General features: G+C 42.0%; 22 protein-coding genes and 1 tRNA gene. 12 read left to right on the top strand and 11 right to left on the bottom strand.

The window, feature by feature from the left end; all coding sequences use genetic code 11:
- Positions 1–116: 116 nt before the first annotated feature.
- Positions 117–572, bottom strand: coding sequence for a hypothetical protein (locus LV85_RS11890; RefSeq protein ID WP_111319658.1), 456 nt, complete (start codon positions 570–572; stop codon positions 117–119).
- Positions 559–1,164, bottom strand: coding sequence for an acyl carrier protein phosphodiesterase (locus tag LV85_RS11885; protein ID WP_111319737.1), 606 nt, complete (start codon positions 1,162–1,164; stop codon positions 559–561). Before LV85_RS11885 ends, LV85_RS11890 begins: the two co-directional genes overlap by 14 nt.
- A gap of 62 nt (positions 1,165–1,226) precedes the next feature.
- Here LV85_RS11885 and LV85_RS11880 point away from each other — a divergent pair, with 62 nt between their 5' ends.
- Positions 1,227–3,158 (top strand): IGHMBP2 family helicase, encoded by a 1,932-nt coding sequence (locus LV85_RS11880; RefSeq protein ID WP_111319656.1) that lies wholly within the window; start codon positions 1,227–1,229, stop codon positions 3,156–3,158.
- A gap of 12 nt (positions 3,159–3,170) precedes the next feature.
- On the opposite strand, the gene LV85_RS11875 is transcribed toward LV85_RS11880, so the two are convergent.
- Both LV85_RS11875 and LV85_RS11870 read right to left on the bottom strand, forming a co-directional pair.
- Positions 3,171–3,884, bottom strand: coding sequence for an endonuclease/exonuclease/phosphatase family protein (locus LV85_RS11875; protein WP_111319735.1), 714 nt, complete (start codon positions 3,882–3,884; stop codon positions 3,171–3,173).
- Between the two features lie 33 nt (positions 3,885–3,917).
- Positions 3,918–4,457: a DUF4924 family protein gene (locus tag LV85_RS11870; RefSeq protein ID WP_111319654.1), complete on the bottom strand. Its 540-nt coding sequence runs from the start codon at positions 4,455–4,457 to the stop codon at positions 3,918–3,920.
- Positions 4,458–4,704: 247 nt separating this feature from the next.
- Between LV85_RS11870 and lepA the strand changes: the two genes are divergently transcribed.
- The 6 genes from lepA to LV85_RS11840 all read left to right on the top strand — a co-directional run bounded on the left by lepA (position 4,705) and on the right by LV85_RS11840 (position 12,020).
- A complete protein-coding gene (lepA, locus tag LV85_RS11865) occupies positions 4,705–6,498 on the top strand; it encodes a translation elongation factor 4 (RefSeq protein ID WP_111319652.1) in 1,794 nt (597 codons plus the stop codon).
- A 210-nt stretch (positions 6,499–6,708) separates the two neighbouring features.
- Complete coding sequence (locus tag LV85_RS11860; RefSeq protein WP_111319650.1) at positions 6,709–7,071, top strand: four helix bundle protein; 363 nt, start codon at positions 6,709–6,711, stop codon at positions 7,069–7,071.
- A 62-nt stretch (positions 7,072–7,133) separates the two neighbouring features.
- On the top strand, positions 7,134–8,015 hold the full coding sequence (locus LV85_RS11855; RefSeq protein ID WP_111319648.1) for a bifunctional 5,10-methylenetetrahydrofolate dehydrogenase/5,10-methenyltetrahydrofolate cyclohydrolase: 882 nt from the start codon (positions 7,134–7,136) through the stop codon (positions 8,013–8,015).
- Positions 8,016–8,161: 146 nt separating this feature from the next.
- Positions 8,162–8,245 (top strand) — tRNA-Leu (locus tag LV85_RS11850).
- A 658-nt stretch (positions 8,246–8,903) separates the two neighbouring features.
- The gene (locus tag LV85_RS11845) at positions 8,904–9,446 is read left to right on the top strand and encodes a DsrE family protein (protein WP_111319646.1); all 543 of its coding nucleotides are present in this window, start codon (positions 8,904–8,906) and stop codon (positions 9,444–9,446) included.
- 45 nt (positions 9,447–9,491) lie between these two features.
- Entirely contained in the window at positions 9,492–12,020 is a 2,529-nt protein-coding gene (locus LV85_RS11840) for a hybrid sensor histidine kinase/response regulator (protein ID WP_111319644.1), read from the top strand.
- Here LV85_RS11840 and LV85_RS11835 read toward each other — a convergent pair.
- Positions 12,017–13,420 (bottom strand): sigma-54-dependent transcriptional regulator, encoded by a 1,404-nt coding sequence (locus LV85_RS11835; protein ID WP_111319642.1) that lies wholly within the window; start codon positions 13,418–13,420, stop codon positions 12,017–12,019. The genes LV85_RS11840 and LV85_RS11835 overlap by 4 nt on opposite strands.
- 563 nt (positions 13,421–13,983) lie before the next feature.
- On the opposite strand from LV85_RS11835, the gene LV85_RS11830 reads away from it, so the two are divergent.
- The 5 genes from LV85_RS11830 (at position 13,984) to LV85_RS11810 (ending at position 19,930) form a co-directional block, all read left to right on the top strand.
- Entirely contained in the window at positions 13,984–15,867 is a 1,884-nt protein-coding gene (locus tag LV85_RS11830; RefSeq protein WP_111319640.1) for an amidophosphoribosyltransferase, read from the top strand.
- Between the two features lie 136 nt (positions 15,868–16,003).
- Positions 16,004–17,056, top strand: coding sequence for a M42 family metallopeptidase (locus LV85_RS11825; RefSeq protein ID WP_111319638.1), 1,053 nt, complete (start codon positions 16,004–16,006; stop codon positions 17,054–17,056).
- 32 nt (positions 17,057–17,088) lie between these two features.
- Positions 17,089–18,126, top strand: a complete 1,038-nt coding sequence (locus LV85_RS11820) for an App1 family protein (RefSeq protein WP_245942272.1) — start codon at positions 17,089–17,091, stop codon at positions 18,124–18,126.
- 11 nt (positions 18,127–18,137) lie between these two features.
- Complete coding sequence (locus LV85_RS11815) at positions 18,138–19,043, top strand: diacylglycerol/lipid kinase family protein (protein WP_158531178.1); 906 nt, start codon at positions 18,138–18,140, stop codon at positions 19,041–19,043.
- An 80-nt stretch (positions 19,044–19,123) separates the two neighbouring features.
- Positions 19,124–19,930 carry a 3-keto-disaccharide hydrolase gene (locus LV85_RS11810; protein ID WP_111319634.1) on the top strand — a complete coding sequence of 269 codons (807 nt, stop codon included), beginning with the start codon at positions 19,124–19,126 and terminating at the stop codon, positions 19,928–19,930.
- 124 nt (positions 19,931–20,054) lie between these two features.
- Here the strand turns inward: LV85_RS11810 and LV85_RS11805 are convergent, their stop codons facing one another.
- The 6 genes from LV85_RS11805 to LV85_RS11780 all read right to left on the bottom strand — a co-directional run bounded on the left by LV85_RS11805 (position 20,055) and on the right by LV85_RS11780 (position 26,427).
- A complete protein-coding gene (locus LV85_RS11805) occupies positions 20,055–21,158 on the bottom strand; it encodes a Gfo/Idh/MocA family protein (RefSeq protein WP_111319632.1) in 1,104 nt (367 codons plus the stop codon).
- Positions 21,159–21,227: 69 nt separating this feature from the next.
- Positions 21,228–21,998 carry a 3-ketoacyl-ACP reductase gene (locus tag LV85_RS11800; protein ID WP_111319630.1) on the bottom strand — a complete coding sequence of 257 codons (771 nt, stop codon included), beginning with the start codon at positions 21,996–21,998 and terminating at the stop codon, positions 21,228–21,230.
- Positions 21,995–23,440 carry an oxidoreductase gene (locus LV85_RS11795; protein WP_111319628.1) on the bottom strand — a complete coding sequence of 482 codons (1,446 nt, stop codon included), beginning with the start codon at positions 23,438–23,440 and terminating at the stop codon, positions 21,995–21,997. Before LV85_RS11795 ends, LV85_RS11800 begins: the two co-directional genes overlap by 4 nt.
- Positions 23,437–24,816, bottom strand: a complete 1,380-nt coding sequence (locus LV85_RS11790; protein ID WP_111319626.1) for a glycoside hydrolase family 88 protein — start codon at positions 24,814–24,816, stop codon at positions 23,437–23,439. Before LV85_RS11790 ends, LV85_RS11795 begins: the two co-directional genes overlap by 4 nt.
- On the bottom strand, positions 24,800–26,218 hold the full coding sequence (locus LV85_RS11785; protein ID WP_111319624.1) for a sodium:solute symporter family protein: 1,419 nt from the start codon (positions 26,216–26,218) through the stop codon (positions 24,800–24,802). The genes LV85_RS11790 and LV85_RS11785 overlap by 17 nt, the downstream gene beginning before the upstream one ends.
- Positions 26,215–26,427, bottom strand: coding sequence for a hypothetical protein (locus LV85_RS11780; protein ID WP_111319622.1), 213 nt, complete (start codon positions 26,425–26,427; stop codon positions 26,215–26,217). Before LV85_RS11780 ends, LV85_RS11785 begins: the two co-directional genes overlap by 4 nt.
- Between the last annotated feature and the right edge of the window lie 52 nt (positions 26,428–26,479).

The following is a 26,479-nucleotide window of genomic DNA, read 5'->3' as shown; positions in this document are numbered from 1 at the left end:
TCTCAAGTGCTCAGGCAGACACCGTCATCACTCTTTTGTAAATTCTAAATTTTTCTTACTCGGTCTGACAAACCACAACTGAAAACTGCGACTGACTACTTCTCACCTCTTACTTCTTATTTTTTACCCTTCACCCGCTGCTTCCCTGCTTTTTTTGCCAAATAGGCGACTAGTTCTTTATAAGCTTCATGCTCATGATTGGAGACCGAGATGGAATGCTTGTCTGTGAATGCAATAGTCACCTGACGGAATTCCTTTTTATTAGCCTTTACGATTTCCTCTTCCCAAGCCAGAATTTGAGCGACAGGATAGGTTTTGGTATATCCTCTCAAGGGTAATTTGACGATGATTTGATCTCTCCCAGCAGAAATGAATCTATAGCCAGCAAGCATTTTGACCAACAGCATCAAGATCACCAAGGTAATCAGCGTACAGGCAATCAGGTAAAACCAAATCCCGAAACTTCCTGTATATGCAAAATCCCGTAGGATATATACCAAGCCCGAGATAAGAATGACTAGCACTAGGCTCAATGAAATGTAAGTGGATACTTTTGGTTTAATGACCAGCATTGGAATCTTGGATTTCTATTAATTTCTCTCGTGCAAAAGTCTCCAAATCCTCGAAAAAAGCGAAGAAAATCACCTGAAATTCTGCTTCCCTTTCTAATAAGGCCAAATGTGCCAGTTCCATTTTGGAGTCAAAGCGGGTGCGTTTGGATAATCCTGTTAGTGACTTTTGAATGCCTGCTATGCTGCTATACTGAAGCAACCAATTGTCCTTTCTCATCCATTCGAACATGCCTAAAAAACGCTCAGGCACTATCTTTTCATACTTCTCTATACTGCGATAGGTGTTTTGTGTAAAAACTTCCAGTGGAATATCGGAATAGCGCTCCCAATTTTTCCCTAAGTAATAATCAAAGTAAATGTCTGTAATAACCGTGGAATAGTGACCAAATTGAGGGCGGAGGTAGGTTTGTCCAGCGCGTACCAAAGGATGCGTATCGGTAAATTTGTCTATGGCTCGGTGAAGTTTGATGCCATTCTGCACTTCTTGGGGAAAACTGCTCATCATTTTCCCTTTCACAAAATCCCCAATAAAATTCCCCACAAGCACTTCCTCTTGATCAAAAGACAAATAAGCATGGGCGAGATAGTTCATTGCAAAAGTTGGGTTGGGAAAACTCGGAAGCTTTTTATTAGTTTCGTCTAAAATACGCATAGATGGACAAAGTCACGGAGGAATTAAAGAAAGGTCTGAAACTTTTAAAACTGGAATGGCAGGAAGACTTGGCTCAATACAAACAGAAATTTCTGAATTCCTCACTCTCAGATAAGAAAAAAGCTGGTATCACCTGGCATCCTGTTCATCTGAAAAAGAGCAAAATCGGAATGGGAGAACGCCTTTTGGTGGAGGTGGAGCGAAATGACACCAATCATCCTTCGGCTTTTGGTTCAGGAAAGTCCGTATCCTTTTTCAGCACGAATGACTCCTATAGCTCCTCCGAGGATCGTGTGAATGGCGTGATCAACTTCGTAAAGCAAAACACCATGATGGTCACCTTGCAGGCCGATGAGCTGCCAGAATGGATGCATGGAAGCAAGCTAGGAGTGGATTTGCTCTTTGATGAGGCGAGTTATCGCGAGATGGAGTTTGCATTGAAAAAAGTAATTTCCTCCGATAACAAGCGGGTGGATGAATTGAAAGATATTCTTCTGGGAGAAAAGGCTCCTCAGTTTTCAGAAAAGCTACTTGCTTCGAAATCCAATCTCAATTTCTCCCAAAACCAAGCTTGTGAAATGATCGCCAATGCGAAGGACGTAGCGGTAGTACATGGACCTCCAGGTACGGGGAAGACCACTACGCTGATCGAGGCAATCCAGGATTCGGTGATCGCTGGCGAGTCGATTTTGGTATGTGCGCCAAGTAATGCCGCGGTGGATCTTTTGGTGGAAAAACTGATCGATCGAGGAATAGAAACCCTACGATTTGGCCATCCAGCACGAGTGGAGGAGAAGATTCTAAATCAAACCTTGGATGCCAAAACAGCTTTTCATGCCAGCTACAGAGATCTGAAGAAGCTTCGGAAAGAAACTGATCAACAGCTGAAAATAGCCAAGCAATACAAGCGCAATTTTGGGCACAATGAGCGTGTCCAGCGCAAGATGATGTTTGCGGAAGTTTCCAGATTGCGTGAAGCCTCCAAGTCGCTGGAGGAATACATACAATTCGATATTTATCAGAAGACAAAAGTCTTTGCCTGTACACTTGTCGGCGCATCGTCCTACAACCTGAAAGGGATGGAGTTTGATGTGGTTTTTATTGACGAAGCAGCGCAGGGATTGGAAGCCGCGACCTGGATTCCGATTTTGAAAGCCAAGAAGGTGGTATTTGCAGGTGATCACTGCCAGCTGCCGCCTACGATCAAATCCTATCAGGCAGGAAAGGATGGGCTTGCAGAGACGCTTTTCGAGAAAGTGATCGCTCGTAAACCCCAAGCTGCGCAAATGCTACAAGTGCAATACCGGATGCCTGAGGTAATTATGGGCTTTTCTAATGCGCAGTTTTATAAGGGGAAATTGATCGCGGATGAGCGTACGAAAACCCATGTATTTTCTTCAGAAGAATCGGTCATAGAATGGATAGATACCGCGGGTGCTGGCTATTCAGATCAGAAGGAGCTTGAGAGCTTAAGTACCTTCAATCCTGAAGAGGCACTCTTCGCGGCGAAATATCTGAATGATCTTGTCGAGAGAATTGGGTCAGACAATTTCCTGCAAAATGATTTGACGATTGGTTTGATTGCGCCTTATGGAGCACAGGTGCGGAGGTTGCGCCAATTGATTTTTGATTCGGAGGATTACCCAAGTTTATACGCAGTAAAAGAGCAAATCACCATCGATACGGTAGATGGTTTCCAAGGTCAGGAACGGGATCTGATGATGATTTCCCTGACTCGATCCAATGAGAAAGGGGAGATAGGATTCCTCTCTGATACTCGTCGAATGAATGTAGCCCTGACCCGCGCGAAGCGCAAACTGGTGCTGATTGGGGATTCTGGTACACTTACCCAAAACCCTTTCTTTGATGAATTACTTCGATACTTCGAGGCGCAGGAAGGGTATAGATCTGTGTGGGAGTTTTTAGCGGATTGAAAAATTGGAAGATTAAAGATTGGAAAATTCACAAATCAAAGGAAGATGATCACTAAGCTTTAACCAATATTCAGCTCTGCCAATTTCTAGTTTGCTCAGTGTTTTTCTGAATGATTCACTGCCAAAAATGTAATCGATATGGTAAGGTTTGTTGAGGTTTTTTTGTAGGAAAAAAGTAGGGTGCTCTTCATTTCCCTGAGTTTGATTTCCTTCGAAATGGTATAAACTTGTGATGTTTATTTCTTCCAGTTCTCTTACAACTTCACTATGATTCCATGCCTTTTTTGGCTTGTCCCAAATTGAGTTACTATTGAAATCACCAACGATTAAACAGTTTTTGAAATTGGATTTATGAAGCTGAAGATATTTCCAAAATTGGCCTATATATCCAAAAGTTGGAGACTTATTGTAATGAGTCCAAACAGCAATTAAGTCAAATTCTGAATTTACCCGACAGGTTAAAAAATGCTTTACGGGATTGTCTTCGTAAATATTTGTCCAATCAAGAAGTTCAAGACTTATCCCTTCTCTAGCAAATATCCCTAATCCTTTATGCTTACTATCACCTTTCCAAAGATAGTTTTGCGCCCATTCTATATAGTCTAGATGGGCAGTTTCTAAGGGGTTCTCGCATTCTTGAATTACATAGATATCTGCTTTGAATTCATCTATAAAGTTGAATTTTCTTCTAAATGCACCATTACAATTCCACGTGACAATCTTCAAATTTTTCAATTTTAAAATTTTCCAATCCAGTTCTCAATTCTTCGAAATCGAATCCTTTACTTTATAATGATAGCTCAGCGTGCTAAGAATATCTCCGTAAGCATCCGCTGATTTCAATTGCTCATCGGATACTTTTTTGCCTAGAAGTCTGCATAGCAAAAGGCCGTACACGCCATTCAGGCAGATCTGGATTTCATTGCCTAGATCTTCACCATCTGCTTGCATGACTGCTTCTAGGATAAATGGCTTGGCCTTACCGTATGCTTCAAAGTAGGTGGGATCAGTTTTGAGCAAGTTCCAGTGGATTTGCGCAAGTTCAGAAACCAGACTGTTCAATTCGGCTAGATGTCCTTTTTCCAGGATATCCTGAGATACCATCTTATCCAGAAGTGCCAAAAACCAATCTGAAATTTTAGCTTTATCTTCAGGTGATACTGGGTATTTCTCGACCACAAAGGTTTTGATTTCCTCCCGTTTTCCTTGGTAGGATCGGATCAAATCCTCCATTTGGTACATGTAGATGATGTATTCGGCGATATTATTTGACTTTTTGTTTTCGGCTACTGACTGCATGAGATTGATGTTTGAAAATGCAAATATAAGGAACCCTGCGTCATTGGGAGGAGAGAGGAACGAGCGTCGAAGCAATCTTGCGAGTGATGAGATTGCTTCGGTCGTGCCTCCCTCGCAATGACGGTCTTCGACGTTTGGCATTCTCCCGCAATGACGCCCGATGATAATTAAATTTGAATATTGAAACTTGATCATTGGGTTTGAAAATTCTCTTATCTCCTAGTTATTTACTACTTTTGCGCCCAGAATGGATATGAAAAAAATAAGGAATTTCTGTATCATCGCCCATATTGATCATGGGAAGAGTACACTAGCGGATAGACTACTTCAGCAAACTGATACGGTCGCCGATCGAGATATGCAGGCTCAGTTGTTGGATAATATGGATTTGGAGCGTGAGCGTGGTATCACGATCAAGTCTCATGCGATCCAGATGAAATATACACATGAGGGTGAGATCTATACGCTCAATTTGATAGATACCCCAGGTCACGTGGATTTTTCATACGAGGTTTCCCGGTCGATTGCTGCCTGTGAGGGCGCTTTACTGATTGTGGATGCTTCCCAAGGGATAGAGGCACAGACCATTTCCAATTTGTATTTGGCGCTTGGTCATGATCTGGAAATCATTCCTGTTCTCAATAAAATTGACCTTCCTGGAGCCGACCCTGAAGCTGTTGCCGATGAAGTGATTGACTTGATCGGTTGCGATAGAGAAGATATTATTTTGGCCTCCGGCAAAACTGGTATCGGTATAGACGATATTTTGAAAGCTGTTGTGAATAGAGTTCCTGCACCTAAAGGAGATCCTGAAGCACCACTTCAAGCAATGATTTTTGATTCGGTTTATAACCCATTCCGTGGTGTAGAGGTGATCTTTAGGATTTTCAACGGAACCTTTAGCAAAGGCGATAAGATCAAATTTGTCAACACCGGTAAAGAATACGAGGCAGACGAAATCGGGATTTTGGGTTTGAACCAAATTCCACAGCAAACCATGAGCGCTGGTAACGTGGGTTACCTGATCTCTGGGGTGAAAGTTGCCAAAGAAATTAAAGTGGGTGATACCATCACACACATCAAGAGACCATGTGAAAAAGCTATTCAAGGTTTTGAAAACGTAAAGCCGATGGTTTTTGCGGGTATCTATCCAGTAGAAACGACAGACTATGAGGAACTTCGTTATTCCATGGAAAAACTCCAGTTGAATGATGCTTCCTTAGTCTGGGAACCAGAAACCTCCATGGCTTTGGGCTTTGGGTTCCGTTGCGGTTTCTTGGGAATGCTTCACATGGAGATCATTCAGGAGCGTTTGGAACGTGAATTTGATATGACAGTGATCACGACTGTTCCTTCGGTTCAGTTCAAAGCACAAATGACCAATGACACCATTCAGCTGATCAATGCACCTTCTGATATGCCGGAGCCTAACAAGATGAAGCATATCGAGGAGCCTTATGTGAGAGCGTCGATCATTACTGCATCAGAATATGTGGGCGCGGTAATTACGCTATGTATGGATAAGCGAGGACAAATCAAAAACCAGGTTTACCTTACTGCAGAGCGAGTGGAATTGACTTTCGACATGCCGTTGGCAGAGATTGTCTTCGACTTCTTCGATAAATTAAAAACCATTTCCAGAGGCTATGCTTCATTGGATTATGAGTTGAAAGGATACCAAGTTTCTCATATGGTGAGATTGGATGTGATGCTTAACGGCGAGCCAGTCGATGCGCTTTCTGCGGTAGTTCATAGAGATAAAGCGTATGATTGGGGCAAAAGACTTTGTGAGAAACTGAAAGAATTGGTTCCGCGTCAAATGTTTGAAATCGCAATTCAGGCAGCTATTGGTCAGAAGATTATAGCCAGAGAAACCGTAAAAGCATTGCGTAAAAACGTATTGGCCAAGTGTTATGGTGGTGATATTTCCCGTAAACGTAAATTGCTTGAGAAGCAGAAAAAAGGTAAGAAGAGAATGAGACAAGTTGGAAACGTCGAGGTGCCTCAGGAGGCATTTATGGCGGTGCTTAAACTTGACTAGACTGAATTACGAGGTTATTGGAACTTCTGTATTCATTATTCAGAATTGGACATTCATCATTAAAAAATAAATTTTGAATGATGAATGATGAATGATGAATATCGAATAGTGAAGTGAGCATTCATGGAACCTCAACCAACGATTTTCTAAATTTAGAATTATAAAGTACAAATAGTGTTTTGATAGAAATTGCCACTATATCTGGGTACTATGGAAAGAAAATATGATTTAGAAGCACGATTAATTGACTTCGCTGCTGCTATTATTTCTTTTACAGATTCCATGATCAATTCCAAAGCTGGGAATCACATGGGGAACCAACTTCTTAGAAGTGGAACTTCTCCAGCTTTGAATTATGGTGAGGCTCAATCGGGAGAATCAAGAAAGGATTTTATCCATAAGATTAAGGTGGTTCTAAAAGAGCTACGAGAAAGTGGAGTAGCAATCAAGATTATAGCGAAATCTAAACTTCATCTGGACACCGAAGCAATAGCTTATTTACAAAATGAATGCAATCAGTTGATTTCAATCTTTGTCAAAAGTGTAGGTACTGCTGAGAAAAATAATAGTTGAACATCGAACATCGAATTTTCAATTTTGAAGTTCGAAATCGTAAATCGTAAATCAAAAATCGCATGGTCTTAATCGACGGTAAAAAAACATCCTCTGAAATAAAATCTGAAATCGCTATCCGTGTAGCGGAAATAAAAGCTGAGGGAGGCAAAATTCCTCATTTGGCAGCTATTCTTGTGGGAAGTGATGGCGCTAGCCAGACCTATGTGAATGCAAAGGTGAAGGCATGTGAATTTTGTGGTTTTGAGTCTACTTTACTGAGATTGGAAGACAATGTGTCTGAAGAGGAATTGTTGAAAGTGGTAGCGGATATCAATGAAAATCCTGAAATCGATGGACTGATCGTCCAACTTCCTTTGCCTAAGCATATCTCTGTAGAGAAAGTGACGGATAAGATCAAGCCGGAGAAGGACGTGGATGGCTTTACTCCAGCTAATGTGGGCCGTATGGCCTTGAACTGGCCAGCTTACGTGGCAGCTACTCCCTACGGGATTATCGAATTGCTGAAGAGATATGATATCGAGACCTCTGGCAAACATTGCGTAGTGATTGGTAGATCTCATATCGTGGGAAGCCCGATGAGTATCTTGATGGCTAGAAATGGCTATCCAGGAAATGCTACAGTAACCTTGACACATAGCCGAACCAAGAACTTGGAAGAAATTGCCAGATCAGCGGATATTTTGATCGTTGCTTTGGGTAAGCCACACTTTGTGACCAAAGACATGGTGAAGCCAGGTGCAGTAGTAATCGATGTGGGAATCCACAGAATCGAAGACGCTAGCAAGAAGTCAGGTTTCAGGTTGGTAGGAGATGTAAAATTTGACGAGGTGTCTGAAATCGCTTCTGCGATCACTCCTGTACCTGGTGGAGTAGGGCCGATGACTATTGCGTCTTTGCTTTATAATACGCTCTTGGCGGCTGAAAAGAAAGTTTACGGGTAATTGCTAAGTCCGTTCGTGAGATCTGCCTAGCGGCAAGACAGGCACGAACAGAGGCCTAAAGGTAATTCCCAAGAAAATAATCGCAAAAGGTTTGCATCGGGTTTGCATGGAATAGGCAAGTCTGATACTTTTGCAGACTGTTAACCGCGCACGTGGTGAAACTGGTAGACACGCCAGCTTGAGGGGCTGGTGCTTTAAGTAGTGTGGAGGTTCGAATCCTCTCGTGCGCACAATCAAAGCCTTGATCGTTTATTCGATTAAGGCTTTTTTATTTGGGATTTTGGAGATTTAACCGCGGTGGACGCAGAGTTTTTCGCAAAGGTCACAGAGTTGTCCTGCTTCTCCAGAAGCTGGACTTTTTAATTTATCTCTTCTTCGTCTGGGGTCGTGCTTCTTGAGGTGCATTGAGGTTTTGGAAACCCCTTAGGTCTTGTTGCTTTTATGCATCTTGTTGTGTTCCGTTCGTGGTGACACGAACGGTGGCAAGGGAGCAATAAATAATTGCCGTCCTTGTGTTTTTTTAACCGCAGTGGCCACGGAGTTTAACGCGGAGAACTCAGAGTAAAAGTTGTCCTGCTTCTCCAGAAGCTGGACTTGTTAATTTATCCCTGCTTCGTCTCGGTTTGTGCTTCCTGATGTGCTTTGAGGTTTTGGAAACCCCGAAGGTCTTGTTATGTTTTTATTTATCGTGGTATGTGCCGTTCGTGATGACACTTACGGTGGCGAGGAGGACGTAAGTATTTGCCACTGGTTATTTACGAAAGTCGGCGAGGGGGTAGTAAATATTTGCCATTCCTGATGATACCAACGGAGGTCAAGGTTGTTTTCCACCAACGGACTGCTTCCTCCCTTATTTTTTTCTTACATTTTCAGCCTAATTACAGACTTATGACACGATTATTCGCTTCGGCTATCTTTTGCCTTGCTCTTTTTGCTAGCCAGTTTTCATTCGCTCAGAATGCCCAACATCCTCTTGTAAAGGGGTATGGAGGGATCTATGAAGTGCCAGATGCGACCGAAAGTCCAGATGGTAGCTTGGATTATTATATCTTAGTGGATCTATCCACTGCTGCTTCAGAAAATTCTGAGATCAGCCGTTGGGTGGATAATGTGGCTCGTATGATGAATCTCCATGGTCTTGCAGGTGTTTCTAAGGAGCGTATTCATGTGAAAGTGATTGTGCACGGTGGAGCAATTGCCACTGTCATGAATAATGAGGAATATAATTCACGATATAAGGTCGATAATCCTAATATTGCTGTCTATAAAGCGTTGGAAGCTGCTGGGGCAGAAATACTAGTTTGCGGTCAATCCATGCGAGCTAGGAATTTAAAGAAAGCTGATTTGTACGAGGGGGCCAATGTGGCGCTTTCGGCATTGACAACTGTAACTACCTATGCGCCTAAAGGCTATACTGTCTTAAAATTTTAATCACCTCTTGGAATAATTATTGGTTCTGGGGGTAAAGTGTTTTTGATGAAAAGAAAATCCCCAAGTTCGAATACTGCAGGGAAAGTCGTTACTGGCTTTTTTATAGCTGCTATTTTCCTGGTCGGAATGGCTGGATTGACCTATTATACCCAAAATAGGCTTCTTGAAACCATGAAGGATCTTGCGGCGCCTAACCATAAACTCAACCTTCTGAATGAGCTACAATCTGAGATTATCCAAATAACCCAATTAGATCATTCAGGAATAGATACGGACTTTAGAGTTCAGGATACAAGTGTGATTTCTCTTAAGCAAAAGCTGACGGAGTTGGCCTCCCTGGCTGAAGATTCCTTAGAGAATTCCTACATTCAAAGCGTAAAAACTAACCTAGATACGCTTATCCTTGGTTACGTGAACTTGTATGATGTAAAGACAAGTTTGGCTAATCGTAATTTTACCCAAGAAGCTCTCAACAAAGTAGAGCTGGGTATTAGGAGACGAGCAAGTAGCCAGGAACTGCAGCCTATTGAAAAGGTGAACCCCAAAGCCCAACTTTTTAACGAACTGGAGCAAGAGATTTCTTCACGTCAAGGAGCCAAGATTCCTCTAACTCCCCAGAAAACTATTGTAGCAAAAGAAGATGATAAATCCATATCCCATCTGCGTGATTTGCAAAAGCAAAACCTGAGAGATCCCGGCCTCCCTGAAGAACAAACGCTGGATAGTGTGCTATACAATATCAAAGGAGTAATCAACAGAGTCAATAGAGAAGAGTCTATCCAGCGACAGAAACTTGCTAAGATGGAATCCGACATTTCCGTCAGCCAGAGCAAGATTATCAACACGATTCAGAACCTAGTAATTACGCTACAGAATCGGGCAATAGAGAAATCAGATAGGCAAAATGACTCCGCTTATAAGTTGACTTACGACATGACGTATTTCCTGATCATGATAGTTGCCTTGGCTGTCATAGGAGCTGCTGTAATGGTTTATTCGATTTTGAAGGAGATCAAAGTAGCTAAGAACTATCAGGAAAATCTGGAGATTTCCAGACAAAAATCTGAGCAGTTGGCGAGATCCAAACAGGAATTTCTGGCCAATATGAGTCATGAGATACGGAACCCGCTTCATGTAATTCAAGGGTATAGATCTGTTTTGGAGAAATCCGAGCTGGACTCGAGTCAGCAATCGCATTTGAGGATGATAGGTTTTGCTTCTGATACCTTAATGGAAATTGTAGGAGAGGTCTTGGATTTCTCTAAGTTGGAAGCAGGGAAATTGAAGTTGGATGCACATCCATTTGATCCAGAGGCGCTATTTTCTTCCCTGCAAAATTTCTTTGAATTACAGGCTGCTGAAAAAAAGCTTGACTTTGAATGGTCTCTAGACCTTCCCGAGGATAAGTGGCTGATCGGAGATCAACTTAGACTCAAGCAAATTCTCCACAACCTTTTAAGTAACGCTTTTAAATTCACTTCCGACGGATCTATCTGTGTAAATGTGGGGTGGGTAAAAGGAGAACTAACTGTGGAAATTAGGGACACGGGTATCGGAATGTCCCCGCAGGTATTAGAAAAGGTTTTTCGTGAATTTGATCAGGCGGATACTTCGATTTCTAGAAAATATGGTGGAACAGGACTTGGCTTAGCGATCGTCCAGCGCTTAGTTTCTTTGATGAAAGGGCAAGTAACTGCTACTAGTGTAGAGCATGAAGGAACTGCCATGCTGGTGCGTCTACCGATGAGAACTACTGAATCTCAACGAGTGGAATTCAATCCGGATGAAATTGTCTCTCTTGATCTCTCAGGATTGAAAATTCTCTTGGTCGATGATGATAAGGTGGGAATCAGGTATTTGGAAACTATTCTAAGTTATTTTGGGGCATCGATAATTGCCTATCCCGGAGGAACCAACTTTAGAGACGAATTTGTAGAGATTGATTTTGATCTAGCTATTTTGGATATACAGATGCCAGAGTTTTCTGGATTTGATGTGGTGAATAGCTTACGATCAAATGACCTGTACAAGGATATTCCGATTTTGGCGATGACTGCCAATGTCTTTGTAGAAGAACGTGATAAGATGATTGAGAGTGGTTTTACAGAGATCATTTTCAAGCCTTTTCAAGAGCGTGTTTTGATAGAATGTTTGGGTAAGTTTTTTCCAAATCATATCGTGAAAAATCTGCCGGAAAGTGAGAAAATAAGTGAATCTGAAAGCAATTTATTTCAGCTTAAAGATTTGGCGAGGTTCTGTATGGGTGATGAATTACTATTACAGGATATCGTTAAGGAATTGGTGGTCGAGACACAAAAGGATCTCGAAAAGATGAAAAAGGCTAGAAAAAACAATGATTTCGATCAAATACTTGAGATCTGCCATCAGCTGGGGAGCCGACTAGGACAAATAAAAAGTTCTGCGGGACATACTGCACGTAAAGTGGAAAACAGCTTGAAGGTGGGTAATAAAAATGGTCTCGGCGAAACACTCAATCAGCTGGATGAGGAGATTCGCATCTTGCTGCAAGCGCTTACCGAGACCATCGGCAAAACAGTAAATGTGGAAAGTTAATCCAACCCGTATTTTTCCATTTTGCTATATAAGGTCTTACGATCCATGTTTAGAATTCGTGCTGTTTTGGACTTGTTGAATTTTGTATCCATCAGAACTTTTTGAATCAATTCCTTTTCCTGCTCCACCCATTGTGATTTGTAATCTTTAGGGGATGGCAAATCAGTTTGGCGAGAACTAGAAGTAGGACTTCCTTTGGTTCCCATGATGTTTGCAGATGGCTCGTATAAATCTGCTGGCAAAGCTTCTTTTTCTACATGTGAACCTCCAGTGAGGAGTACCGCCCGTTTGATGATGTTGCGTAGTTCCCTCAAATTCCCTGGCCAGTCGTAAGCAAGAAATATCTCCCAAACTTCTGGTGAGAAACCTTTGACAGTTTTATTCAATCGTTCATTACTTTCCTCGAGGAATTGATCAGCAAAATCTTCCAAATCTTCTTTCTTGTTGCGAAGTGGAATTGCACTCAAGGTGAACTCATTCAGGCGATGGTATAGATCTTCTCTGAAATGCCCATCTCCAGATTGAATGATCAAATTGTCATTCGTAGCAGCGATGATCCGTACATCGATTTGGATTTCTTTGTTTCCGCCGATTTTTCTGATTGTACGTTCTTGTATGGCTCTGAGAAGCTGAATTTGAACTTCGTAGCTCAAGTTTCCGATTTCGTCTAAGAAGATTGTACCGCCATTAGCCATTTCGAAGTGACCTGTTTTATTATCCAAGGCTCCTGTAAAAGCTCCTTTTACATGCCCGAACAGTTCGCTTCCGGCTAGTTCTTTGGGCAGAGCCCCGCAATCAATGGCGATAAAAGGACCATCTTTTCTGGTAGAGAAATCATGAATTCTTCTTGAAATAAATTCTTTACCCGTACCGGTTTCTCCCAAAACAAGAACACTCAGATCTGTTGGTGCGACCAGTTGGATATGTTTCTCGAGTTTTTCTGCTTCTACTGAGCTACCTACCACGTAGCTACTCTGGAATGCATTCTTAGGAGCGCTTGTTTCTGCGCCTTTTGCTATTATAGAACTAGGCTCAGCTACTTTGGCAGAGAGAGATTCATTTACTGTTGCTAGAAGTTCATCAGGATTGATAGGCTTAGTGATGTACTCAAAAGCCCCAAGTTTCATGGCTTTGATAGCAATTCGGATATCTGAATAATGCGTGATCAGAATCACTTGGGTCTGGGGATAATTGCTTTTGGACCATTGAAGTAGCTCCATGCCTGTGCCGTCCGGTAATCTGAAATCGGCAATGATCAAATCAAATTTCGAATTGCTGAAAAATTGTTGCGCTTCTTTGACTTTGATGGCAGTTTGAACTGTGAATCCATTTTTCTCAAGGAATGTCTTTACGATCCTAGAATAAGTCAGATCATCCTCTACTAATAATATATGCTTCATGAATTAGCTTCTTTATAAACGTAATTAACAAAAAAAGCACCAGACAAGTGTCCGATGCATTTTTACTTAAGGGATTGAGCAACTAATCTAAAATTTCTTTGCCTGAGTCCTTATAGGTTTAAAGGGTTTTTTCGCCAGATGTCCAGGGGTAGATCACATTTGCAGTAGGCGGTGTCTTGAGTTGGCGCTGCAAAATCTACAGAGCTTAAAAATAATTCAGAAAATAAAAATAGCTTGAACATAAGGACAAGGGTTGAGTTCTAAGAAGAGCCAGTATTAGAATTTGAGTCTTTCTGTGCTTTATATTAGCTTGCTAACCATGTGCCAACTTCGAATAACGAGAGATAGGCGTGATTTAGAGAAAAATAGCTAGCAATGCTTGGGGGGTAATTCGTCAAATTGTACCAAATATCTAAGGGAAAGTAGGTGTAGTGCATATTTGAGCTAAATCAAAAGAGGCATAAAACACCAAATAATTAGGAAGGAAAGAGAACTTATTTTGCCAAATATATCTTCAGAAAACAATTACCTTTGATTATTCAAAATAACATTTGCCAGACTCTATGAGTGACGCTATCAAACACGAATGCGGCATAGCAATGATTAGATTGCGAAAACCTGCCCAGTATTACATTGATAAATATGGGACAGCGGCTTTTGCCTCTAATAGATTGTATGTCCTGATGCAAAAACAAATCAATAGAGGTCAGGATGGCGCCGGTGTCGCCAACATCAAAATTGACACGAAGCCAGGGACTCGATATATCAGTAGGTATAGATCTGTAGAGCCCGCAGCGGTCAATTACATCTTTGACAAAATCAACAGAAAGTACAAGAAGGCTAAGAAAATCGGTGGGCATGATGCCTTGACAGACGGAGCTTGGTTGAAAGAGAATATTGCTTTCACGGGGGAAGTTTGGCTGGGACACCTGAGATACGGTACTCACGGCGAAAATTCTATAGAAACTTGCCATCCTTTTTTGAAGCAAAATAACTGGAGAAGCCGTAACCTAGTAATGGCTGGTAACTTCAATATGACTAATGTGGAGGAGCTTTTCGATAAGCTAGTTCAGATAGGTCAGCACCCAAAGGAAAAAACCGATACTGTCACTGTGATGGAGAAAATCGGTCACTTCCTAGACGAAGAGAATCAACGTATTTTCGATAAGTATAAGCATCAGTTTTCTAATGAGCAGATCACTCAACTGATCGAGGATGAATTGGATCTGGCCAGAATCCTGAGAAGGTCTTGTAGAGATTTCGATGGTGGCTATGCCATGGCTGGTGTGGTAGGAAATGGCTCCTCATTCGTAGTGAGAGATCCTTCTGGTATTCGTCCAGCTTATTATTATGCTGATGATGAGGTGATTGTAGTGGCTTCTGAGAAGCCTGCTATCAAGTCAGCCTTCAATATTGATTTCAATGCTATCAAGGAAATTCAGCCGGGTCATGCTCTTGTGATCAATAAGGATGGATCCTTTGATGAATCCGAAATAATGCCTGCAAGAGAGAAAAAATCATGCTCATTTGAGCGTATCTATTTCTCCAGAGGAACTGATCCAAATATCTATCAGGAGCGAAAAAACCTTGGAAAAGCATTGATTCCTCAGATCTTGAAAGCAATTGATTTCGATCTGAAAAACACTGTGTTTTCCTACATACCTAATACTGCAGAAACAGCGTTCCTTGGTATGATAGAAGGTTTGGAAGATTACTTGGCTGCTAAGAGAAGAGAAGTTTTTGTTGACGGTAAGCCTCACATGGGCGATTTGGATGAGCTGTTGAGTTTCCGTCCTAGAGTAGAAAAACTCGTAAGTAAAGACGTCAAACTTCGAACTTTTATCGCCAACGACGATGATCGTGATTCGATTGTTGCCAATGTTTACGATACAACCTTTGAGGTAATCAAGCCGGGGATTGATACCTTAGTAGTGATAGATGATAGTATCGTAAGAGGTACTACCCTTGAGAAAAGCATCTTGACTACACTGGATAAGTTGAACCCAAAAAGGATCATCATTGTGTCCTCTGCACCTCAGATTAGATTCCCTGATTGTTACGGGATTGATATGTCCAAGATGAAGGAATTCATTGCTTTTAGAGCAGCATTGGCTTTGCTAAAAGAGCGTAAAATTGATAATACATTAGAGCAGGTGTATGAGGCATGTTTGACGTCTCCATATTCTGTGGAGAATTTTGTGAAAGGAGTTTATAGTGCTTTCACTGATGATGAAATTTCTGAGAAAATATCTGAAATCGTGACCAATAAGGATATAAAAGCTGAGGTGCAAGTGATCTATCAGACTGTAGATAACCTGCATAAATGTTGTCCTGAGCATCTTGGGGATTGGTATTTCACTGGGGATTATCCTACCACAGGTGGGATGAGAGTGGTGAATAAGTCATTTGTCAACTTCATGGAAGGTAAGACTGTGAGAGCCTACTAAGAGCTGTAAGAAAATAAATTTTCTCTGTATAGAGAAAGAACTATAATAATTGAAGGCACAGATGATTTCTCTGTGCCTTTTTTACTGCCAAAAGATTTCAAATTCTTAATTTCAACCTGAATAGAAAAAAGATAAAATGGACATAAACGTAGCCCTTTTAAAGGAAATCTGTGAAATAGCTGGAGCACCAGGCTTTGAAAAGAGAGTTCGGGATTTAGTAATTGACTTGGTCACTCCACTAGTGGATGAGGTCAAAGTAGATAATATCGGCAATGTGATTGCCATCAAAAAAGGGATAAAGAATCCTGATGGCAAGCGAGTGATGATCGCTGCACATATGGATGAGATCGGTTTTATCGTCACTCATATAGATGATAATGGCTTTTTGAGATTCCATACCTTAGGAGGTTTTGACCCGAAAACTCTCACTGCACAGCGAGTAATCGTGCATGGGAAAAAGGATTTGGTAGGAGTGATGGGAAGTAAGCCTATTCATGTGATGTCTGCTGAAGAGCGAACCAAACTTCCGAAGACTACAGACTTTTTCATCGACTTGGGAATGCCCAAAGAGGAAGTGGAGAAATATATTAATGTAGGTGATCCGGTTACTCGCGACAGAGAACTAATCGAAATGGGTGACTGCGTGAACTGTAAGTCCATTGACAACAGAGTAGCTGTATTTATCCTAATAGAAACGCTCAAGCAACTGAAAAATCCTGCTTATGATGTCTACGCGACGTTTACTGTGCAGGAGGAAGTAGGGCTGCGTGGCGCAAATGTAGCAGCACATGGGATCAATCCTGACTTTGGAATCGCGCTGGATACGACAATCGCTTTTGATGTGCCGGGAGCTCAGGCTCATGAGAAGGTTACTGAATTGGGTAAAGGCACTGCCATCAAGATCATGGATGCTATGACGATTTGCGATTATAGAATGGTGGAATTTATGAAGCAAACTGCCGACAAAGGCAAGATTTCTTGGCAGCCTGAGATTTTGGTAGCTGGAGGTACTGATACTGCTGGGGTACAGCGTATGGGCAAGCAGGGAGCCATAGCAGGAGCTATTTCCATTCCTACGAGACATTTGCACCAAGTCATAGAAATGGCGCACAAGAAAGACATAGCTGATTCTATAGCCTTGCTAAAAGCCTGTCTGGAAGACATCGACCAATACGATTGGAAGCATTGATCTAATCCATCTCCTCAGTCAAACCCATCTAAATGAAAAATGGATTCATCATAATCTGCGTGATTATTGCCTTAGTGGTAGTATATCAATTAGCAGTTTATCTAATGAGTATATCTAAACAGGATAAAATTAAAGTTGAACCATTTTTAGCCTTTGGGAATGATACTGAAGTCTTTTTCAAAGGAAGAGTAATCAAGGCTTATACACAGAGTAGACCGTCTTCCCGGAATAATTGGATCTCCAATATCGCGGCTACTGTGAAAAGGTATGCCGGATCATCGGTGCCTTTAGCCAAAGTAGAGATCACCTTTCAGGAAAAAAGCTATACGGTAGCTACGGATGAAGACGGGGTATTTGAGTTACAGATCGGGGATTCCAAACCCATACTAGGATCGAATGAGTTGGTGACCTTTCAAGTATTGGAGCCGGAAACTAAGAAATCTCTTGTTGCACATATGGAGGTTACTAGATATTTCGGCACTACAGGGGTAATTTCAGATATAGATGACACCATCCTTATTTCGCATTCTACAGAGCTGGGGAAGAAATTTTGGCTGTCGGTTTCGAAGAATGCATACACTAGAAGGCCATTGCCAGGGGTATCGGAATTCTATAAGAAAATCACCGATGATAAGACCTTGCCGATTTTCTATGTGTCCAGTAGTGATTGGTCCCTGTTTGATTTGATCAGGGATTTTCTTCGATATAGACATATTCCAGATGGCCCGATTTTGCTTAAGGATAAGCATATCAATCTGAGGAATATTTGGAAGTCAGGTGGAGGAGATCATTCTCATAAGCTTCAGAAAATCGAGCTGCTGATGGAGATGTTTCCTAAAATGCAATTTTATTTAATAGGAGACAGTGGGCAGCATGATCCAGAGATATATGCTCAGGTTATTGAGGATTTTCCTGGTAGGGTAAAAGAAGTGTTCATTCGCACAGTGGGAAAGTTGGATGTGGAGCGTAAAGAAGCTATACAAAAGCAGGCGGGAATAAGTCATTTTCATTTTATAGAATCATCTCAAGAAGCTATTCAGATTGCCAAACAAGAATCTATCATAGATTAAACTTTATGAAAATGACCAAAAAATGTCTGCTGATTTTAAACCCTATTTCGGGTGATAATGGAATAACAGGAGCCGAACTAAAAGAAATGGCTGAAGTTCATCTGTCGAATTATGAGATAAGCCTCTGGGAAACGACCGGAAAAGATGATGATGAAAAGATACTCCAGCAATTTGAGGAATTGAAACCTGAATTAGTGCTGATAGGAGGAGGGGATGGTACGATCAAGTTGGTATCGAAATCCCTGCATGGTAAAGATGTGCCACTCGGTGTTTTGCCGCTAGGCTCCGCCAATGGTCTGGCTAAATGCCTAGGAATAAATGATATAGTAGATACTTGGGAATCAATCCGGCAGGAGCAAGCGCATGCCGTAGATGCGATTCACATTAATGGAGAACTCTGTCTGCACCTCGCTGATTTTGGGATGAATGCCAATTTGATCAAAAAATTTGAGCAGGAGGAAAAGCGTGGAATGATTGGCTATGTCAAACATTCCTTAAAAGAAATATTCGGAGCAGAGGTCAAAAAGTACCGCTTAACAATCGATGAGGAGTCCATAGAAGTGGAGGCCAAGATGATTGTAATAGCAAATGGTGATCAATACGGGACAGGTGCCTTAATCAACTGTGGAGGCTTGATCAATGATGGTAAATTCGAGGTGATCGCCCTTAATCCTCAAACTGCAGATGATTATATTCGAAGCTCAATTAGATTGTTTAGAGGTGACCTGCACAGAGATGAAGTATGCACAGCATGGCGAATGAAATCATGTGAAATTGTGAATATTGAAAATGCTGAATTTCAAATTGATGGAGAGATGATCGGTAAGCCTGCAGCTATAGAAGCCAAAATAGAAAAGCATGCCTTTAGGTTTTATACGGGTAAAGACTTCCTTACACACCATATTTCCTCAGAATAGCTAGTTCCATACAAAAGTGACTTTTTAACTTCTAGGATTTCTTACCTTACTTCTATCTTTTCACATCAACTTTTAATTCCATGTTTAACAAACTACTAGCCGCTCTTATTCTCGGAACAGCTCTGATTTCCTGCAAATCTGAAAAGATCGACAATAAGACTTCAGATAATAGCAAATCCGAATGGATTGATATGTTTAATGGTAAGAATCTGGATGGGTGGATTCCGAAAATTTACCATCATGAAACAGGCGATAATTATAAAAATACCTTTCGTGTGGTAGATGGGACTATTGCTGTAAACTACGATGATTACAATGAGGGCTTCAATGATCGCTATGGACACCTGTTTTACAAGAAACCATTTTCCTCATTTCACATGACATGGGAATATAGGTTTACAGATCAGTGGTTAGAAGATGCTGCAAGCTACACTTATAGAAATAGTGGGGTGATGTTCCATTCTCAGGCTCCAGAAACTATTCTGAAAGAACAGGATTGGCCGATTTCTGTGGAATGGCAGATGCTTGCAGAAGAAAAAGAGGGTGTTCCTAGACCAACAGGTAATATGTGCTCGCCGGGAACAGATGTTTTTTTTGAGGGAAACAAAGATCCTAGGCATTGTATCAACTCCACATCACCGACTTTCAAGTGGGACGAATGGGTGAAGGCTGACTTGATCGTTTATGGTGATTCCTTGGTGATTCACATGGTCAATGATGTGAAGGTATTGGAGTACACCTTACCTCAAGTGGGTGGGGGAGTAGCCAATGGCTTTGATCCGAAATACAAAGAAGATGGGAAATTGCTGAAGGAAGGATACATCGGCCTACAAAGTGAAGGACAGGGCGTGATATTTAAGAATTTGAAGATTAAAGAAATACTGTAGGGGCGAATAATTATTCGCCCTTACCAGTGCATAGTTTTTGCCGCCGTTCGTGTCCTCACGAACGGCTTTTTTTGTAAAACTAGTACGCTTAAATTGAGCCCACTTCCGGCTCCCAGCTTCACCTCTACTTCAAATAAACCGTCTTTCCAGTCTTAGCACTTTCCACCGCAGCAGAGAGGATTTCAACTACAATCATATTGTTTTCCAGTGAAGGCAAAGCGTATTCATCCAGTGTCAAATCACCATTGATTACAGCTAGAAATAGTGTGAATGGGTCTTCGAAAGGAGTCTTTTCATATTCCAATTTGTACTCACTTTCTTCAAATCCAGAATACCCCTCAGCAATTTGGACGCGAACATCGGTAGGGTTGTCAGCGTAAATAGCGCCGCTCAGCCCGTAAATCTCCATGTCTTTCCTTCCAATTGGCCAGTTCCAGGAAGCTTGTATGATGGCTTGTGAATCATCGTAGTTCAGTATGATAGTGGCCTCATCATCTACTTTGGGGTTGTTTTCGGCTTGAAGCTGTTGAGTGACTGCGGTAACTGATTTGGGACGTTTTCCATTTTCTAGCCAAGTTACCAGATTTGCTCCATAGCAGCCAAAGTCGATTATGGCACCTCCTCCGTTTTGTTTTGGATCAGTTAGCCATTCCAGAAACTCGTCGCTTACCCCTATTTTTTTCGGCCCTTTATGCCCATCTCTCACCACAACTTTTCGTAAGTCACCCACTTCACCGCTTTGAAGTATCTCGTACGCTTTGAAAGTGCTCGGATACCAAGTCGTCTCGTAATTCGTAATGAGGTGAATCTTGTGTTTTTCGGCAAGGGCCTTCATTTTCTGAGCGTGCTCTAGGCTTACTGCTAAGGGTTTTTCTACCATGACATGAATGCCTCTTGGAGCACAAGCTTCCACCACCGCGAGATGATCGTAGATATTTCCAAAAGCAGTCACAGCCTCAGGCTTTGTTTTCTCAAGCATCTCCTCCATGCTGTCGAATACCAAATCCATCGAGATCCCATGCCGTTCGGTAAGTCGTTTTGCTAAGTCTCTATTAGGTTCGGCGATACCCACAATCTCCAAATCAGGACGATCTTTGGCATTCAATATCCAGCCCACATGCCCGTGGGTGAGACCTGCTACCCCGATTCTAGTTCTTTTCTGCTGCGCAAAAGAATGAGTGCTAAAAATTGCTAGAATAAGTAAGGTTAAAATGAAACGGGTTTTCATTGGTTTTTGTGGTTAGAGATATTCAATTTAGAGATAACAACTTAGATGAAGTTGACATTATCTCATAATCTACATCCTTGAGATCGTCATTCCACCATCTACCATGATTACCTGGCCGGTGGAATAGGGGAGATCTCCTCTCACCAAAGTAGCAACTACTCGGCCCACATCTTCAGGGAAGCCCATGCGAGGCTCTAGTGTCATTCCATTTTTCACACCTTCATGATACTTCTCACGCACTTTCTCGATCATATCGGTTTCTATCACACCTGGTCTGATCTCATACACTGGGATTCCGAATTCAGCCATTTTCACAGTCATAACTTGAGAAAGCATTGCTAATGCAGATTTAGCCATGCAGTAAGAAGCGCGGGAAGTTGATGCCACCGTAGCGGAAATGGAAGTGATATTTACGATTGAAATCTGTGAATCAGGCGATGCGTTTTTCAGTTCTGCCATCCACTTTGCGATAGCTTGAGTTAGGAAAAAAGTACCTTTCATATTGATGTCCATCAAGTGGTCGAAGTCTTCTTCGGTAATGTCGAACACATCAGATCTTGTTCTAGGGGCCACTCCAGCATTATTTACTAACACATCGATTTTCCCAAACTTCGCAATCATCCCTGATACGATAGTCTCCCGATCTTCGCTGGAAGCAATATTCCCTTGAAGGTATTCCACTCGTACTCCAAAAGTCTTCAATTCTTCCAATGCCTCTCGAACGTCAGCCTCATCACGAACGCCATTTATCGCTAGATTAAAGCCTTCTTCAGCTAGTTTTTTGGCAATTCCCAGACCTATTCCACGTGAACCTCCTGTGACTAATGCTATTCGACTCATGATGCTTTGATGTTTTTTAGGGTTTGGTGGATTTCCATTTTCTTGTAAAAAGGATCCAATGGAAAGCAGCCTGAGATCATTCCATTCCTCGGGGCAGTAGTGCAATCTGAGAAAGTACGACAGATATTTGCACGCTTCATTGGTGTGCCTTCCAGTACATCTGCCGGCAATTCTGGATAGCTTAATACCATTCTGCCTAAACCGATTGAATCAGCTTTTCCTGTTTCCAATACATTTTGAGCCACATTAGGTAGCCATTCTTGCAAATAAGAGTAGGCAGAGCCGACGGTGTAGAAACTAGGAAATGCTTTCTTCACTTCTGCCACCGCATCTATCTGCCGAGCCACTCCATGCAAAGGATCTTCTGGTGGCATGTAGCCATCTGATGGGGGGAAAAGTGCTGGCCGTTGAATGTGTGGATTGTAATATGGACTGCCGGCTGTGGTGCATAGCAATTCTATATCTAGTTTTTCCAGTTCTTTCAGAAATTCAAATGACTCAGATAGATTCTCGCCTATGCCTGATTCATTTCCTCCGAAAGCGTACTTATAAGGACTTTCGGAAGCAGGAATCCCAGTTCCTTCAGGGCCTTGCTTAAACGGTGCCCAGTCGAAGATACTCATGCGAACACCGATTTCTAATCCTGGCGCTTCCGCCCTGATTCCCGCTACAATCTCACGGATGAAGCGGGTTCTGTTTTCTAAGGATTTGCCATAGTTGCCTTCACGGTCGTAGGCGCTCAGGAACTCGTGTCCCAAGTACCCATGGCAATGTTTGATGTCGACGAATTTGTATCCCGTCTTCTGTGCGCGAACTGCCGCGATCACATAGGCATCGATCAACTCAGATATTTCACCATCTGTCATCAGCGGGTGATCATCGGCAAGACCAAATTTCTTATTCAAAACGGGATGAGAGTAAAGAATCTTCGGCTCCATTTGAGTTTTGCTATTCGGTTTGCAAAACCTGCCTGAATGCGTGAGTTGCAGGCCAGTAAGCAAATCGTCTGTATTTCCAAAAGCAGCCTTGTGCTCAGTATCTAGCATCTTATACAGGCCATCGAAATCACCGAGATTTTGCTCGTTGATCATAAGTTGATTAGGATTTGCTCTGCCGGAAGGCTGCACTGCTACCGCTTCGCAACCCCAGAGTAATTTAGCTCCGCTGATGGCAAAGTTCTTCCAGCGTCTTTTGGTGAGTTCGGTAGGTTTGCCATCGGTGGTGCCATCCCAGCCTTCCATTGGCAGGATGCAAAAGGCATTACCAATCCTATTTCCTGCTCGTGTGGTATGTGCTTTCGCAAAAGGAGAGTTATCTCCAGTTTTTAACTCTTCATCAAAACCCATCGTGATTCCTTCTTTGCTCAGATGGTCACGGAGATGCTCTCCTGTTTTTAGCTGGGCAACTCGTGGGTATTGTGGTTTATATTTTCCAGTGCTCATTTCCCTACGCAGTTAAAGTAGCTGTAGTAATCTTCACCCTTTTGCATGCGCTGAAGTAGCAATGCCAGCTCTCGTGCATGGTAATCTCCCCACATACTTGATTCTCCGTAGGGAGCTTTATTAGGATCTGGGCGATAATCCCATCCATTAGGCTGATGGTAAATGGAGTGCAAAATTAAGCCCTGATGGCTAGGGTCAGTAGAAAGATATGGCTCGCTAAATAATGTGTTGGCGATTTGCATTCCAGCCTGGATATACTTTTCTGAACTTTCAGGATCTGAGTCTTTTAACCAATTTCCGATTCTGATAAAACCCTGTGCGGAGATGCATGCCGCAGAAGAATCTATAGGCTCATAGGCATTGAAGGGATCAGATTTTTCATTCAGATAATCTCCCATCTTAGACAAATTAGGAGCTCCGGTATCCCAATAGGTAATGCCATCAGTAGGAGTGTTTTCCAAGTAAAACTCTAGTGTAGCCTTAGCCGCCTCAGAAAGCTCCTTGATTAAATCCTCCTTAGAAATGATTTCAGCATAATCTTTTTCATCTATTTGATCTAAAATCTCCAATGTCTCACCCAATCCACAAATCGCCCAAGCTAGACCACGAGTCCATGTACTGAAACCTGTATAGCCTTGCTGAGAATTTGGACAACGGTAATTACCATCATTGGTGTTGAAAATAGTCTCATGAGCTGTCCTGCCGGCTACATCGTAGCTGTCTCTTCCATTTCCATAGAAAATAGAATAGCGAACCGTACTCAAAAAATGCTGAACTGCCCGCTGGATTAGAGAGATTCTCTTGTCATTTTCTCCTTGCAATACATGACCTAAGGCATGGGAAACAACCAATGCCCTGCAGGAGCGAATGGTATCCACAAATAAGGAATGAGGGCCATTAAATGAATAAATAAATCCACCATCAGGAGTTGTAGTCCAACGCATGGCTTGTACCGCTCCACTTACTTTTAGGGCAAGTTGGTAGAAGTTTTTCTCCCAAGCAGCTCCTTCGATTTTACCTTCTTCGATGAGTCGGAGCAAATTCCCATAGGTACTCACATTGTTGAATCCGTGATCATGAACACCTGTATGGGTAAGGTGCGGCGCCATTTTGTTCAGGGTATTATCTCTGCCGATTTTCAAAAACTGCTCATCGCCGGTTGCATCAAACTGGAGAATTGCCGAGCCGTATTGGAATCCTTGAGTCCATTCTGTCCAGCCTCTAGTGACATATTTTCCTTTTTCTGTAAAGACAGGTGCTCCATTCGCTGTGTCAAATGCTGTTTCTATCAAGTTTATTTTTTCTCCAGAAAGTTCCCAAAATCGTTTTAGTGGAGCTTCTAGGTCATTTATGGAAAAGTTAGGATTGAGTTGCATGTTGTTTCTTTTGAGTTTGAGAATGTGTGATCATAATGATGGCGGTGACTACAAATAAGACTCCGTACATCAGGTAATCAAGAGGTTGGCCTGCTATTTTTCCAGGTACAATTTCCAGAAGAGAAAGGATAAAAGTTCCCAGAGCAAGCGTAGAAAGTATAATTAAGGATTTTGGAGGCTTAGAGAAAATCACTGCACCCAACACTACTGGTGCGATCATAGACGTGCCGGTGAAACTCACGCGGGCTAGTAAAACCAGTTCGTCACTCATATAAGTAGAGAATACTAAAACGATTAATGAGAACACTAAAATTGAAATCTTGGTGATCCGCATATTGGTTTTGTCAGTGCCAGAAAGTAGAGATCTAAGTTCTGTTCCTAAAGCAAAGATTTGAGCATTAGTCGTAGAAAGACAGGCAGCAAATAAACCAACCACTGCTAGTGCAGCCACTGGGACAGCTTGATCAAATAACAATGCATTTGTCAAGAAATCAGCGGTACTTGCATCAGGATATTTTATTGCTCCATAAAGTCCGATAAAGGCCGTTGGTAAGATGACCAACATGGCGAAAATACCCACTGCATAGGCCATTCTATGTACGGATTTCAGGTTTTTCATCACCACCAATCGCGTAGTGAACTGAGGTTGAGAAACAGGTATCAATACAATTGCTATAGCAGAAGCGATCAGAAATGGACTAGTGAACAATCCTTTCGGGCCAGGTAGTGTAAGCAAATCAGGGTTGGTAGCCGAAACTGATTCTAATCCAGCTTCCAGTCCACCACTCATTTGCAGGCAAGTCACGCCGATAATCCAAATCACGGTAAGCATGATCACTCCTTGAATTGCGTCGCTATACACAATGGCTTTTAAACCACCGATTTCTGAATAAATCAACATAATGAATACCAGTAGTGCTGACCAAGACCAATAAGGAAGCATGTCAGGAAAGGCGGCATCAAGGAAGATGGATATTCCGCGTATCTGTATTGCTACATAAGGAATCAGAAATAGGAAGGCGCTTGCGAAGACTAAATAGCCAGCAAAGGAATTTCCATAGCAAGATTTCATCAATCCAGCGACGCCTTTGTAGCCATTTGTTGTGGCACGCTTACGCAGTGCATAGCCAAACCAAATCAGGAAAAAGACCATTAAAGCATCTGATAAGGCAAGGAAAATCCATGCGCCAACGCCGTGAGTTCGAAAGAAATCTGGCATCCCCATAAAGGTAAATGCAGAGAATAATGCTGCGGAGAAGGTCAGGAAGCCTAATATCGTTCCAATGTTAGAACCTGCGAAGATGAAATCATCTGAGGTTCTCTCTTTACTGTATGAGCGATAAGAGGCATAGCCAAGCATGGCTAGAAATAGCGAGAAGAAGAAAATTAACCATCCAATCATTGCTTCTTCGGGTCTTCAAATGGAAAAACTTTTGAGCCAATGAAGGTTGCCAGTACTACGAGTGCTGTGACGAGGAAGCCTGTCCAAAATACGTATGGCACTTTTGCCAAGCTGGGTTCAAGTTTTCCTTCTGCGAAAACAAAAAGATAAGTACATACTGTCATAACAATGACAGCAAGCACCAGTGTTTTCCATTGTTTGGATTTCATGATAATGGTTTAAGGTTATTTTGGATAAGTTGGGTTTTACCTAAAGATGATT

It is taken from the genome of Algoriphagus chordae, assembly GCF_003254055.1.
In the GTDB taxonomy this organism is placed as follows: Bacteria; Bacteroidota; Bacteroidia; order Cytophagales; family Cyclobacteriaceae; genus Algoriphagus; species Algoriphagus chordae.
The sequence above is the reverse complement of the archived record's forward strand: the minus strand, read 5'-3'. Positions and strand labels throughout refer to the sequence as shown.

Bases quoted from the DNA above. Each gene is read 5' to 3' on its own strand.
- LV85_RS11890 (WP_111319658.1), bottom strand. From the start codon at position 572: ATGCTGGTCATTAAACCAAAAGTATCCACTTACATTTCATTGAGCCTA.
- LV85_RS11885 (WP_111319737.1), bottom strand. From the start codon at position 1,164: ATGAACTATCTCGCCCATGCTTATTTGTCTTTTGATCAAGAGGAAGTG.
- LV85_RS11880 (WP_111319656.1), top strand. From the start codon at position 1,227: ATGGACAAAGTCACGGAGGAATTAAAGAAAGGTCTGAAACTTTTAAAA.
- LV85_RS11870 (WP_111319654.1), bottom strand. From the start codon at position 4,457: ATGCAGTCAGTAGCCGAAAACAAAAAGTCAAATAATATCGCCGAATAC.
- lepA (WP_111319652.1), top strand. From the start codon at position 4,705: ATGGATATGAAAAAAATAAGGAATTTCTGTATCATCGCCCATATTGAT.
- LV85_RS11860 (WP_111319650.1), top strand. From the start codon at position 6,709: ATGGAAAGAAAATATGATTTAGAAGCACGATTAATTGACTTCGCTGCT.
- LV85_RS11855 (WP_111319648.1), top strand. From the start codon at position 7,134: ATGGTCTTAATCGACGGTAAAAAAACATCCTCTGAAATAAAATCTGAA.
- LV85_RS11845 (WP_111319646.1), top strand. From the start codon at position 8,904: ATGACACGATTATTCGCTTCGGCTATCTTTTGCCTTGCTCTTTTTGCT.
- LV85_RS11840 (WP_111319644.1), top strand. From the start codon at position 9,492: ATGAAAAGAAAATCCCCAAGTTCGAATACTGCAGGGAAAGTCGTTACT.
- LV85_RS11835 (WP_111319642.1), bottom strand. From the start codon at position 13,420: ATGAAGCATATATTATTAGTAGAGGATGATCTGACTTATTCTAGGATC.
- LV85_RS11830 (WP_111319640.1), top strand. From the start codon at position 13,984: ATGAGTGACGCTATCAAACACGAATGCGGCATAGCAATGATTAGATTG.
- LV85_RS11825 (WP_111319638.1), top strand. From the start codon at position 16,004: ATGGACATAAACGTAGCCCTTTTAAAGGAAATCTGTGAAATAGCTGGA.
- LV85_RS11820 (WP_245942272.1), top strand. From the start codon at position 17,089: ATGAAAAATGGATTCATCATAATCTGCGTGATTATTGCCTTAGTGGTA.
- LV85_RS11815 (WP_158531178.1), top strand. From the start codon at position 18,138: ATGACCAAAAAATGTCTGCTGATTTTAAACCCTATTTCGGGTGATAAT.
- LV85_RS11810 (WP_111319634.1), top strand. From the start codon at position 19,124: ATGTTTAACAAACTACTAGCCGCTCTTATTCTCGGAACAGCTCTGATT.
- LV85_RS11805 (WP_111319632.1), bottom strand. From the start codon at position 21,158: ATGAAAACCCGTTTCATTTTAACCTTACTTATTCTAGCAATTTTTAGC.
- LV85_RS11800 (WP_111319630.1), bottom strand. From the start codon at position 21,998: ATGAGTCGAATAGCATTAGTCACAGGAGGTTCACGTGGAATAGGTCTG.
- LV85_RS11795 (WP_111319628.1), bottom strand. From the start codon at position 23,440: ATGAGCACTGGAAAATATAAACCACAATACCCACGAGTTGCCCAGCTA.
- LV85_RS11790 (WP_111319626.1), bottom strand. From the start codon at position 24,816: ATGCAACTCAATCCTAACTTTTCCATAAATGACCTAGAAGCTCCACTA.
- LV85_RS11785 (WP_111319624.1), bottom strand. From the start codon at position 26,218: ATGATTGGATGGTTAATTTTCTTCTTCTCGCTATTTCTAGCCATGCTT.
- LV85_RS11780 (WP_111319622.1), bottom strand. From the start codon at position 26,427: ATGAAATCCAAACAATGGAAAACACTGGTGCTTGCTGTCATTGTTATG.